The sequence below is a fragment of the Pedobacter sp. GW822-FHT03F06 genome (genome assembly GCF_058801365.1).
This window is the reverse complement of sequence record NZ_JBXANE010000001.1, coordinates 631,875-646,075: the sequence shown is the minus strand read 5'-3', so window position 1 is coordinate 646,075 and position 14,201 is coordinate 631,875. Positions and strand designations below refer to the sequence as shown.

At 38.8% G+C, this 14,201-nt stretch carries 6 protein-coding genes; all 6 read left to right on the top strand.

Features of this window, described 5'->3' with window-relative positions; all coding sequences use genetic code 11:
• Positions 1-63 precede the first annotated feature (63 nt).
• The 6 genes from AC1RJ8_RS02455 (at position 64) to AC1RJ8_RS02430 (ending at position 13,918) form a co-directional block, all read left to right on the top strand.
• Positions 64-4,188, top strand: coding sequence for a hybrid sensor histidine kinase/response regulator transcription factor (locus AC1RJ8_RS02455; RefSeq protein ID WP_492951939.1), 4,125 nt, complete (start codon positions 64-66; stop codon positions 4,186-4,188).
• Between the two features lie 228 nt (positions 4,189-4,416).
• Positions 4,417-7,584 (top strand): SusC/RagA family TonB-linked outer membrane protein, encoded by a 3,168-nt coding sequence (locus AC1RJ8_RS02450; protein ID WP_492951940.1) that lies wholly within the window; start codon positions 4,417-4,419, stop codon positions 7,582-7,584.
• 5 nt (positions 7,585-7,589) lie between these two features.
• Complete coding sequence (locus AC1RJ8_RS02445; RefSeq protein ID WP_492951941.1) at positions 7,590-9,290, top strand: RagB/SusD family nutrient uptake outer membrane protein; 1,701 nt, start codon at positions 7,590-7,592, stop codon at positions 9,288-9,290.
• Positions 9,291-9,311: 21 nt separating this feature from the next.
• A complete protein-coding gene (locus AC1RJ8_RS02440; protein ID WP_492951942.1) occupies positions 9,312-10,835 on the top strand; it encodes a glycoside hydrolase in 1,524 nt (507 codons plus the stop codon).
• A 125-nt stretch (positions 10,836-10,960) separates the two neighbouring features.
• The gene (locus AC1RJ8_RS02435) at positions 10,961-12,799 is read left to right on the top strand and encodes a glycoside hydrolase family 35 protein (RefSeq protein ID WP_492951943.1); all 1,839 of its coding nucleotides are present in this window, start codon (positions 10,961-10,963) and stop codon (positions 12,797-12,799) included.
• A 60-nt stretch (positions 12,800-12,859) separates the two neighbouring features.
• Positions 12,860-13,918: a cellulase family glycosylhydrolase gene (locus AC1RJ8_RS02430; protein WP_492951944.1), complete on the top strand. Its 1,059-nt coding sequence runs from the start codon at positions 12,860-12,862 to the stop codon at positions 13,916-13,918.
• The last annotated feature ends 283 nt before the right edge of the window (positions 13,919-14,201 follow it).

The window sequence follows — 14,201 nt, the reverse complement described above, 5'->3', positions numbered from 1 at the left end:
TCTATTTTAGAAAGAGGCGGGGTTTAGCTAAGGCATTCTCCCATCAAATTTTGTTGTTCAACTATGAGATTAATTAGTCTAGCTTGTTTTATTCTGCAATTTTTTTTCCTCTTTACTCATGTTAAAGCGCAGGTATTCCCTGTAAATAACCAGCCAGTAATAGCAGGCCATTATGTAATTAAAACATATGGCATAAACGAAGGGCTGCCCTCAAAAAGTACAACAGCTGCCTTAAAAGATAAGCGGGGATTTATATGGGTAGGTACTGAAAACGGTTTGTGTAAGTTTGATGGCTATTCTTTTAAAATTTATGTAAATATCCCGGGCGATACCACATCAATAACCAATAACTATATCAATGCTGTTGTAGAAGATCAGAATGGCGTTTTCTGGGTGGCTACCATGAACGGTTTAAATAAATTCGACCCTGTAACAGAGAAATTTGAGCGTTTTTATCATAAAGAAAACAAGAGGACATCGTTGAGCAATAATAAAATATGGTCGCTACTCATCGATAGAACAAATAAGCTCTGGGTAGGTACCGACGATGGTTTTAACCTTTTTAACAAAAACTCAGCATCATTTACAGTATATCAGCCCAACATTAAAAATCCAAATGCCATTAAAGGAAAATCCGTTAATGCCATTGCAGAAGATAAAGAAGGTAACTTATGGTTAGGCAATTGGAGCAAAGGATTAAATAAATTTGATCAAAAGACGCGGCGCTTTACCAATTACACGCAGAAGGAAATAGCGGGTGAAAAAAATCCAAATGATATCTGGACACTTAGTATAGATGCCGATGGTATGATATGGGTTGGTTGTTATTGGAAAGGTGATCTGTTCAGATTCGATCCGAAAACAGGGAAATTCAACACCTTCAGTAGTAAAGGCACTGGTAACGCCTCAGTATTTAGTATATTAAGTTTAGGTGCAAAAAAAATGCTGGTTGGCGGAAATGCCGGATTATTTTGGGTAAACACTGAATTAAATAAATGGGAGAAAATAGAAGAACTCGATTTTTTTGCCAATGGGGGGCTATACCGCGATAAAACAGGAATGATATGGGTTTGTGGTAAAAATGGTCTCAGCAAAATAGACTTTAACCAATATAAATTTAATTTTATCTCCCTTCCTTTTGACCAGGCAGAAGTTAAATCCATCATCAGTTATGGTAAGATTTTTTGGATAGGCACAAACAAAGGTTTGTTTAAATATAATCCTGATAATCGTTCAGTAATTAAATTGCTGCATACCGGTAATGCGAATAGTTTATCCAGCTCTGATATTATTAACTTATCTGCCGATTTAAAGGGCAGGTTATGGGTGCTTGGCGAAAATGGTTTCGATCTTTACGAGGAGAAAGAGAATAAATTTGTTCACCATCATCACCGCTCGGCACTTGGTAGTTTTTTTAATGAAGATGTTTTTAGAGATTTAATTGAGGTAAACAATAACGAATATTATTTGGCTACCGATGCTGGTTTGAAAGTATATAATGATAAAACCCGCAGTTATACACATTACTTTAACGACCCTAAAAACCAGGCTTCATTAAGTAATAACCATTTGTACTGCCTGTTAAAAGATGCGCAGGGAAATGTTTGGATAGGGACATACGGAAGCGGGCTCAGTCGCTTTAACCCTAAAACCAGAAAGTTTAGCAATTACATGATCGATAATTCAAGAAAAGGTGGCATTAGCAATAATATTGTAAATAGCCTCTATCTGGATTCACACCAAAATGTTTGGATCTGCACCCGCGATGGATTGAATAAATATGTAGCTAAAACAGATACTTTCGAAATATATTCAAAGCAAAACGGTTTTGCGAGCAATGTTTTTACCGATCTGGTAGAAGATAATAATGGCAGGTTATGGGTAACTACCGAACAGGGCATTTCACTCTTTGATCCGGTAAATAAAATGGTGAAAAATTACGATGAGAAAGACGGTGTTTATGCCAATGCCGCTATCTGTAAAAATGCAAAAGGAGAAATTTACCTGGCAGGAAGTAAAGGAATCGTTTATTTTAATCCACAACAGCTAAAATATAATAAAACGGCCCCGGCGGTTTATTTTTCCGATTTTTCTATTTTTAATAAATTAATTCTGCCAGGTGATGATTCTCCTTTAAAATTACCGGTGTATATGACTAAGGAGATTACTTTGCCTTACAGCCAAAGTGTGCTTTCTTTTGGTTTTGTAGCACTTAATTACACGCTTTCCGAAAAAAACAAGTATGCTTATTTTCTTGAAGGTTTCGACAAAAAATGGAATTACAGTGGCAGTGAGCATAAAGTTACCTATACCAATTTAAATCCCGGTAAGTATGTGTTAAAGGTAAGGGCATCAAATAACGATGGCATCTGGAATATGGAGGGCAACTCTATTGTAATTACCATTACACCGCCATGGTATGGTACCTGGTGGGCTTTTTGTATTTATGGACTGGCTTTCTTTGGGATGATTTATGCTTATCTTAAATATCGTGAGCATCGCGCAAACCTCGAATTTCAGGTGAAACTGGCCCATGTAGAGAGTGAAAAAGAGAAAGAACTCAGCGAGAAGAAACTTTCTTTTTTTACCAATGTATCGCACGAGTTTCGTACGCCACTTACACTAATTATCAATCCGGTTAAAGAGCTTTTATACAAGAACGATAAAAATGTTGATACCACTGATTTAAATATTGTGTACCGAAATGCAAAACGGCTTTTAAGTTTGGTAGATCAATTGTTATTGTTCAGAAAAGCAGATACCTATGGCGGGAAATTAAAAGTAGCTCCGGTAAATCTGGTGAGTTTGTGTAAAGAAGTATTTCTTTGCTTTGTGCACCAGGCCAGGTCTAAAAATATTGTATTTGAGTTTATATGCGCTGATGAATTGATCCCATTTTATGCTGATAGGGAAAAAATAGAGATTGTGTTTTTTAATCTGCTTGCAAATGCCATAAAATTTACGGCCGATGGCGGTACGGTTAAAATGATTGTAAAAAGTAACCAGGAGAATATAAATGTACTTATAGAAGATACAGGCTGTGGTATTACCAGCTTTGCAGGAGAAAAACTCTATGAAAAATTTTATCAGGATCCAGGAAATAAATCAGCAAAGGGAGGTTTCGGTATCGGTTTGTACCTGGCCAAGAATTTTATAGAAATGCATGGCGGAGCGATAAGTTATACCAGCGTCGAAAATAAAGGCACTACATTTAATATTGCTTTACTAAAGGGAATAAGCCATTTCAAAGATGCGGTAATTTTGCAGGAGGAATTGGTAGATACCGATTCATCGTTGTTTAAAGAGTTAATAGAGGATGAAATTACGGCAAATAATATTGTAAAAGCAGCAGAAGAACCATTGATTGATAGTCAGCTCGCTGTGGATTTGAAAACACTATTGATCATTGATGATAACATCGAGATCAGAGAATACCTGAAACAGGTTTTCAGAATGGATTATCACCTTTATGAAGCGAGCAACGGAGAAGACGGATATGATATGGTAAAAGAGCTATTGCCCGATATTGTGATATGTGATGTAATGATGGATGGTATAACCGGCATAGAACTTTGTAGTAAAATAAAAGAAGATGTAGCCGTTTCTCATATTCCAATTATCCTGTTGACCGCTATTTCTGCACCAGAAGTTAAACTTAAAGGAATAGAAGGCGGGGCCGACGATTACATTAGCAAACCTTTTGATAAAGATTTTTTAAAAGCGAGGGTAGCCAGTATATTAAAAAGTAAAAATGCCCTGCAAAAATATTTTTATAATGAGATTACCCTCAATTCTAACAATACCAAAATCTCTGCAGAATACAAAGAGTTTTTGGATAGCTGTATCCGGATTGTAGAAGAACACCTGATCGACCCCGATTTCAATATCGATATATTAACTGCGGCTATTGGCATGTCGAGATCTAACCTTTACCGCAAAATAAAATCCATTTCTGGTCAGTCAGCAAATGGCTTTATCCGTTTCATCAGGTTAAGAAAAGCTGCAGAAATTTTTATCAATACCGATAAAACCATTCAGGAAACTTCTTACATGGTGGGTATTAACGATCCGAAATATTTTAGAGAGCAGTTTTATAAGCTCTTTAATATGAACCCATCGCAGTACATTAAAAAATTCCGTAAGCCGTTTTCCAATAATATTAATACCACAGTTAAAAAAGGTAAATAGCAAGTAGCCTTCATCTATTTTTTAATAATTGGCCCCGAAGCATTCTTTTGGGGTTTTTTCGGTTTGTTTACCCCTCTAATTTGGATTGTTTGTACCCTATAGGAGTTGTTTGTTGGCGCTAATTTAGCCTTCTATAAAGCAGTGCTATAATCGCGATTCCGATAGAGGGTTCTGTTGGGTAGGTTATAAAATTGATCTGCTAACCAAATATTAAACTTGCAAACCAATATGAGAAGAAAAGTTCTGAAAGGATTTTTGCCAAAAATCTTTACAATTAAAACACTGGCATTTCTATTTATCGTATCCATTAGTTTACCGGCAATGGCATCTTTAGTTTCTGTTAAAACAGCGATAAAGAACAAGCGCAAAGAAATTGTGGTAACGGGTACCGTAACAAACGAAACAGGTACTACATTTCCAGGTGTAGCGGTTAAAATTAAGGGAACCGAAAAAGCGGTGCAAACAGATGCAAATGGTAAATACAGCATTAATGTTGCGGCCAAAACTGATGTACTTATTTTTTCTTTTGTAGGCTATATCAACCAGGAGCAAACGGTTGGTGATAGAACAACCATTAATGTTCAGCTTAGTTCGGATACCAAAACCCTAAACGAATTGGTAGTGGTTGGTTACGGCACCCAGAAAAAAGCAACATTAACAGGATCAATCTCGCAGGTAAAAGGAGCCGACCTGGTGAAGAGTCCGCAACCGAATTTATCCAATTCATTAGCCGGCCGGTTTTCTGGTGTGGTAATTAACAATAGGAGTGGCGAGCCAGGTTTTGATGGTTCAAACATCACCATCAGGGGTTTGGCTACAACCGGGAGCAACAGTGTATTAGTTGTTGTAGATGGAATACCTGGACAAATTGGCGGTCTGGAACGATTAGACCCTAACGATATTGAAAGTGTTTCGGTACTAAAAGATGCCTCTGCCGCCATTTATGGTAACCGAGCAGCCAATGGTGTAATTTTAGTGACTACAAAAAAGGGGAAAACTGGTAAACCAACCATCAATTATAGTTTTAACCAAGGTTTTAGCTCGCCAACAAGATTGCCAAAAATGGCAGATGCTGCAACTTATGCGCAGATAATGAACGAAATTGGTTTCGATTCGAATCCCGCAGGTGGTCTTAATCAATCTTACTCGGCTGATCAGATCGAAAAGTTTCGTAACGGTTCTGATCCGTTGTTGTTCCCTAACACCGATTGGATTGACCAAACTTTAGAAAAAACAGCTTTGCAAAGCCAACACAGCCTTTCCATTAATGGTGGCGGACAAGATGTAAAGTATTACATGTCGTTAGGGACTGTTTCTCAAGACGGTTTGTATAAAAATGGAGTAACCAAATACAATCAGTACAATTTTCGTACGAATATAGATGCTAATGTTTCTAAATACCTTAAAGTTGGCTTATCTGTATCTGGTAGACAAGAAAACCGTTTGTTTCCTCAGGTTGGTGCGGGCGATGTTTTTAGGGCCATTTATAGAGCAAAACCTATTGTAGGTGCTTATTATCCAAATGGTTTGCCAACAACTGGTATAGAAAATGCAAACCCTGCCGTACAGGTTACTGATATTGGGGGAACGAATAAATCGCCTACGCAGGTTTTAAATGGTATTTTAAGAGCTAGTTTTATTATTCCCGGGGTTGAAGGCCTTTCGGTTGATGGTTTCTTTTCTGCTGATAAATCTAATGTATTTACCAAAAGTTTCAGCATACCATATCTGCTATATCAATACGATCCTACATCTAAAAACTACAATAGTGTTATTGTTGGTGGCAATAACCAAAAAGCTACGCTGACCGAAAGTCATAGAAATGAATCGTTGCTTACTTCGAATATTAAACTAAACTACGCTCGTCGTTTTAACCTGCACGATATCAATGCTTTTGTGGGTTATGAGCAGAGCGAAAATCATTTAGAATATTTCGATGCACAACGTTTTAACTTCCTCTCTACTTCGTTGCCTGAACTTTCTCAGGGAGGTACTGCAGCTACCGATTTCTTAAACTCAGGCTATAGTACAAACTATAACCGCCGAAGCATTATCAGTCGCCTGGCCTATAGTTATGATGATAAATATCTTTTTGAAGGGCAGTTGCGTGTAGATGGATCCTCAATTTTTCCTCAGGGCAAACAGTACGGTTACTTTCCTTCTGTTTCTGCAGGATGGGTAATCTCAAAAGAAAAATGGTTTAGCGAAAGCATTAAATTTGTTGATAATTTAAAAATCCGGGCTTCATACGGAGCGCTAGGTAATGATAATGTAAATGGTTTCCAGTATTTTGATAATTATGTATTGGTTGGGAATGGATTTGTAGCCCAAAGCCCGGGTGCAACCTCATCAACCATACAGCCAGGTGTAAACTTAGTTAAACTCGCAAACCCGAACATTACCTGGGAGGTTGCCAAAAAACTTGATATCGGTTTCAATGCCGTTTTATTCAAAAACTTTAGTATCGAAGCGATCTATTTTCAGCAGAAACGTTCCGATATCTTAACCACGCGTAACGCATCATTGCCTGGATCTTCAGGAATTGTAAACCCTTTTGGTTCCGATCCGCTGGTACCGTCAGAAAATATCGGTAAGGTTAATAATGCTGGTTTTGAAGCTACTTTAGGGTATAACCACAATGGCGAAAACTTTAAATGGAATGCATCTGGTAACATTACTTATGCAAAAAGCAAAGTAATTTTTATTGATGAAGCAAGCGGTACGCTAGATTATCAACGCCAAACCGGAAGACCATTAAACGCTAACCTGCTTTACAATAGCATAGGCATATTCAGAACCCAGCAAGAGTTAGATGCTTACCCACATGTAAGTGGCGCTAAAATAGGCGACCTTAAATACCTCGATTATAATAATGACGGTAAAATAACGGCCGATGACCAAACCAGAACGCCATATAGCAATATTCCTCAGATTACTTATGGTTTTACGCTTGGCGCATCTTATAAAAACTTTGATGTATCAATGGTATTAGCCGGACAAACCCAGGTAAGCCAATATGTTTTGCCAGAATCGGGTAGCGTAGGTAACTTTTATAGCAGTTGGGCCGATAACAGGTTTAGTTCGGCAAATCCGAACGGAACTTACCCAAGGGTAACTGACCGTGCATCGAATGCGATTAGCGGTGGGCAGTTTAACAATACTTTTTGGCTTAATGATGCCTCATTCTTAAGGCTTAAAAATGTAGAAATTGCCTATAACATTAAGGCCAGTTTCTTGGATCGGATCAATATATCGGGATTAAGGCTTTATGCAAGTGCATTTAACTTGTTCACCATTTCTAAAGTAAAAGATTACGATCCTGAAGGAACCAGTGGCAGCGGGCAATTTTATCCACAGCAACGCATTATTAATTTAGGCGCCAATATTAAATTCTAAATATCATGAATAACAAATCAATATATATAACACTTTTAGGCCTGTCTCTTATCTCAGTGAATATTGTGGGCTGTAAAAAAGAATTTTTAAATGTAGAACCAACAGACCGGATCTCTACAGCTGCTATAGAAACCGATACAGCTGTTTTTGAGGCCTATGTAACCAACCGTTATATCGCCAGTAGATTGCAGGATAAGGAAGGCGACGGTTCTTCACCGGGTTTTGGTAGAGGTTTTGAATATAGCATGTGGAGCTCTTTTACCGATGAATCTATTTATAATAATGATGATGCAACCTGGTTGATACAAAGAGGACAGCTGGCGCCTGAAAATTTAGGAAGCGCTGGTGTATATTGGGGAAGGAGTTACAAAAGCATCAGAGAATGTAATTATGCGCTCGAAGTGCTTGGTAAAATTAGCATGAGTGCAGCACATAAAAAACAATTGGTTGCAGAGCTTAAGTTTATTAAGGCCTTCCGTTATCAGGATTTAATTAGGAATTATGGTGGCGTAGTTTTAATGGGTGATAAGGTAACCAACCTGACCGATAATTTGCAGGATCCGGCTTTGTTTCAACGCGCTTCGATTAAAGAATCTATAGATTATGTAGCAGCACAGCTAGACCAGGCTGCAGCAGATTTACCTTTGGATAACAGCAGTAGCTGGATGGTAGGAAGGGCAACAAAAGGCGCTGCGCTTGCACTAAAATCCCGCTTACTTTTATATGCAGCAAGTCCATTGTATAATGCTGGTACCTGGCAGGCGGCTGTTACGGCAGCCCAGGCAGTTATTTCTTTAAATAAATACGGAATTTACACAGGTGGTTATGGGAATTTATTCTTAACCGACCAAAGCAATGAAATTATTTTCGCGAGGTTGTTTACCAAAAATGCAAATCATACCCATTTAGAAATTGCTAACGGACCAAATGGTTACGGTGGTTGGGCGGGTAATACCCCATTGCAAAATCTGGTTGATGATTATGAAATGGCCAACGGTAAAGCCATTACCGATCCTACCTCTGGTTATGACGCGAACAATCCGTACAAAGACCGTGATCCTCGTTTTGCAGCAACCATTTTATACAATGGTGCAGCATATCGAGAGCGTAATGTAGAAACCTTTATTCCGGGAGGAAAGGATAGTAAAGATGGGAATGATAACTGGAATACAACCAAAACCGGATATTACCTTAAAAAATTCATGAACAATGCCTATCCATTGCAAAATCCTTGGGGCAATGCAGGTTTTCAGCCCTGGATATATTTTAGATATGCAGAAATTTTGCTTAATTATGCTGAAGCTGCAAACGAAGCTTACGGTCCTGATGCTGTTCCTGCCGGATCAACATTATCGGCAAGACAAGCCATCAATATGGTAAGGGCAAGACCAGATGTGAATATGCCTGCATTGGCCGTTGGACTTACACAAACACAGATGCGCGATGCAGTTCGTTATGAGCGTAGGGTAGAACTTGCTTTCGAAGAACATCGTTTTTATGATGTGAGAAGATGGAAAATTGCGGATGTAACCGAAAACAAACCTGCTGCAGGAGTGATTATTACCAAAACAGGCACAGGATTTACTTATGCACCTAAAGTTGCGCTGGATGGGCGTAAGTTTGAAACCAAACATTACTGGTTGCCAATACCAAGGGCCGAGATTTTAGCCTCAGGTGGTAAATTGCAGCAAAACCCGGGTTATTAATAAATAGAAATTAAATTTTACATGATAAAGCCATATCAATACCTGAACCTTTTTTTTGCCTGCCTGGCCTTATTTTTCTATGGCGAAACCGCGCTTGCGCAAGTTGCTGTTGCGAAAATAGAGATCGATCCAGCCATCACATTCCAAACCATAGAAGGTTTCGGCGCTTCTGATGCATGGACTTGTCAGTTTGCCGGATTATGGCCTGCAGAGAAAAGGGATAAGATGGCCGATCTGCTTTTTAGTACCCAAACGACAAAAACAGGTCAACCTGTTGGTATTGGCCTTAACATGTGGCGTTTCAGCATTGGCGGTGGCAGTGCCGCCCAAGGTAAGGCAAGCGATATTGGCGACGAGTGGCGTCGTCAATACGCTTTTCTGCAACCAGATGGCAGTTATGATTGGAATGCGATGCCAGGGCAAACCTGGTTTTTAAAGGCCGCAAAAAACCGTGGTGTAAAACAGTTTATCGGCTTTGTAAACAGTCCGCATGTACTTTTTACCAAAAACGGTAAAGCATATTCTACCGATGGTAACTGCAACCTGAATTTCGATAAACTTCCCGAATTTTCTGCCGATCTCGTAGCCACTATTAATGGAATAAAAAAAACAACAGGTATAGAACTAGATTACCTTAGCCCCGCAAATGAGCCACAATGGAAATGGAATGAGCATAACCAGGAAGGCTGCCCATATAACAACACTGAACTGGCTCAGCTTTATAAAGGTGTAAATGATGCATTCGCTAAAAATCAGATCAAAACCAAAATACAGGTAGGAGAGGCAGGTCAGCTCGATTACTTATACGATAATGGAAACACTGCAAAGGGAAATCAGGTATATCAGTTCTTTAATGCTTCATCACCGAACTATGTTGGCAATCTTTCAAATATCGATAATTCTATTTCTGGTCATAGCTATTTTACCACCAGCCCAGAACAAAAATTTATTGATGTACGTAAAAAAACAGGCGATGCTGTGGCCGGTGTAAAAGGTTTAAGATATTGGATGTCTGAATATTGTGTGCTGGGGGATGATGTGCTTAAAGGTGAAAAACGCGACCTGGGTATGGTAACCGCTTTGTTTATTGCAAGGTTAATCCACCACGATCTCGTTTTATCAAATGCAACGTCATGGCAGTGGTGGTTGGGCGTATCAACTGGCGATTACAAGGATGGTCTGGTTTATATCGATCGAAACAAAACCGACGGACAAGTGTACGAGAGTAAAATGTTATGGGCTTTAGGCAATTATAGCCGTTTTATTGGTGCAGGTAGTAAGCGGCTTCAGGTTAAAACAATTGAAGAAAAAGTAGCACAGGTGTATGTATCATCTTACTTGCAAAATAAAAAGCTTGTAACGGTAGCCGTTAACCCGACAGAAAACGATCTCGATCTGGATATTGATGTAAAAGGGAATAAGCAAAGTTTTGTACAAACCTATGTTACTTCGGCCGAATACAATTTATCACCCTTTAAACAATATAAGGATACGAAACGTGTTCGTGTTCCAGCTAAATCTGTAACCACTATACTTAGTAATTAACTTTCTTAATCTGTAATTACAAAGCGCCTTATTTTTTTATATCAATCATTTTGTTTTGAGCTGAAAGGCACTTTACAGATCGATATGGGAAAACTATGCTTTTAACTTTTTAAAATATATCTTAAATGAAACCTATCCTCAAACTCCTTAAGATTACAGTAATTTTAATTACTTGTTTTTCCAGCTTTGGTGCTTTTGCACAGGCTCAGCACACTTTTAAGCTTGCAGACTCTGTTTTTCTACTGGATAATAAACCCTTTCAGATCATTTCTGGCGAAATGCATTACCCCCGTATACCGAGAGAAGCCTGGCGCGATAGAATGAAAATGGCTAAAGCGATGGGCTTAAATACCATTGGTACCTATGTATTTTGGAATGTACACGAACCGCAGAAAGATCAGTTTGATTTTTCTGGTAATAATGATATTGCTGAATTTGTGCGTATTGCAAAAGAAGAAGGATTATGGGTATTGCTTCGCCCTAGTCCGTATGTATGTGCCGAATGGGAATTTGGTGGTTACCCATTTTGGTTACAGAACATTAAAGGTCTACAGGTAAGGAGTAAAGAAGCGCAATATTTAAAAGAATATAAAGAATACCTTAAAGAAATTGGTAAACGGTTAGCGCCATTGCAGATTAATCATGGTGGCAACATCTTAATGGTACAGGTAGAAAACGAGTATGGTTCTTATGGGAATGATAAAGAATACCTAAAAATCAATACCCAGCTCTTTAAAGATGCCGGTTTTGATGGCGTGCTTTCAACCTGCGATCCTGTTCCTGCATTAGAAGGTGGGCATTTAGCGGGTTTGCTTCCAGGCGTAAACGGTATCGACAATCCTGCTCAGATCAGAACGCTGATCAATAAGTATAACAATGGTACCGGACCTTACTTTGTGCCAGAATGGTATCCGGCCTGGTTCGATTGGTGGGGTACAAAACACCATCAGGTAGATCCAAAAATGTATGCTGACAAACTGGATACTGTACTTAAAGGAGGGATTTCTATTAACATGTATATGTTTCATGGCGGTACAACCAGAGGTTTTATGAACGGGGCAAATTATAATGATTCTACAGCTTACGAACCACAGATTAGTAGTTACGATTATGATGCCCCTTTAGATGAGGCAGGTAATGCGACGCCAAAATTTATGCTTTTCCGCGAAGCGATTAAAAAGAATTTGCCTGCAAACCAAACACTTCCTCCCATACCTGCTGCCAAGCCTGCAGCTGCGTTGCCTGTAATTACTTTTACCAAATCAACAGACATCTTTAACCTGGTTGGGAAACCACAATTAAGTGAAAAACCATTAACCTTCGAAGCCCTTAACCAACCTTATGGTTTTGTATTGTACAGCAGCACGATAAAAGGTGGGCGCAAGGGCGTAATTAAAATCAATGAGCTGCGCGATTACGGATTAGTATATATTAATAAAAAACTTGCAGGTGTTTTAGATAGACGGGTTTATCAAGATAGTTTAGTGGTTGATCTTCCTGCTGGTAATGTGCAACTTGATATTTTAGTAGAAAACATGGGTAGAATTAATTTTGGTCCATATCTGCTTAAAAATAATAAAGGGATTACTAAAAATGTAACTTTTAATGGTGAAGAGATTAAATCATGGAAAATGTATCCTTTGCCATTTGATAAAATCGATACCCAAAAAATACAGCCTAAAGTAAATAGCCAATCTGCGGCGGTACTTAAATCGGCCTCCTTTAATTTAACAAAAGTTGCCGACACTTATTTAGACATGCGCCAGTGGGGAAAAGGACTGGTTTGGGTTAATGGACATAATTTGGGTAAATATTGGGCTGTTGGGCCACAACAGACCATTTATTTGCCTGCAGAATGGCTTAAAAAAGGAAAGAATGAAATTGTAGTTTTCGAACTGCTTAAACCTAAACAACATACATTAAGTAGCTTAGCTAAACCTATTTTAAACGAACTAAAAAAATAAATAACATTTCGATTTTCTTCTGGTTAACGCCTCACTAACCAAATATTAATTATCAAACCTATGAAAATTAAAACATCAATTGCAACAATGGCCGTTATGTTAAGCGTGTGCTTAATGGGATGTAAAAAAAAAGAATTGATTACAGAGATTCCACCTGATATCGGAAAAACAGATGTTACGGATGCTCAAAAAGCAAATTTAGAATCGGTTGGTGCTGCGGGTATTGCAGGCGTAAATTGGGCGGATGGCCGAGATAATTTTGTTGATGGCTGGGTAATCCCCTCAGGTTTAACCGCTGGTGATGATTACACCACTGTATCGGCAAAGGCAAATGCCATATTAACAGGTTTCCAGAATAACATGGCGGGTGTAAATACGGTAAGGTTGCCAATTAATCCGCCAAGTGTATCCGATTCGTGGTGGGGTGCATATACAGGCGCAATAGATCGTGCACTAAGCAAGAACATGAAAGTGATTTTAGCTTGTTGGGAGAGTGCATCTTCCCATAATGGTACTATTGATGACACTACTCAGTTTTGGGCCATGTGGCAAACCGTAGTTAATAAATATGGAAGTAATGCCAATGTGTATTTCGAACCCATGAATGAGCCCTATGGTTATACATTGGCCCAATTAACCACTATTTATGCCGAATGGCTTTCCCGTTATCCCAATGTAAGCAAAGGGCGGATTCTTTTAGGGGGTACCGGCTATTCGGAAAATGTAACAGCTATTGGTGCAGATAGCCGCTTTTCGAGTTGCCTCTTATCCCTGCATAATTATGCATTTTGGGCTACGAGAACACAATCGGCCTGGGAAGCCGACTGGAGAAACCGTTTTGGTAGTTATGCAAGCCGTACCGTGGTTACTGAATTCGGTGCAGCCATGACTACGGGTAAAAATTATACCGGTTCGGTTGGTAGCGATAATGAGATTGCCTATATAGTTGGTTCTACCAATGTATTTAGAACCGATAAAGTTGCCAGTGTGTACTGGCCAGGGCTTAGGGATAATGATAGCTACAGTATTCAGAACCGTGGCGGAAGCGGAACAAATATTACCTTAACAACCACCAATCAATCGGGATTAACCCGTATCAGGTATGGCTGGGGTTTATGATAAGATTTAAGGAAAAATCCGTCTCATAAATAATAATTTACGAGACGGATTTTGCTTTAATAAATGTACTTAATTGCTAAAAATCTCATCAGGAAAGGCACGACTTTTCCGGTCGCTTTTTCTACAGCCATTTGTGTACCGCTTTATTTTTATCTACACTTTAGCTTTCAGGAATCCATAGGGATATCACCCAAACTTTTATCACCCTTCTACCAAACCGGGCCTATTTGACTTCAGTACTATCTATGTATTTATTCAAAAAATTAAAGTGCAAACGTTTGAT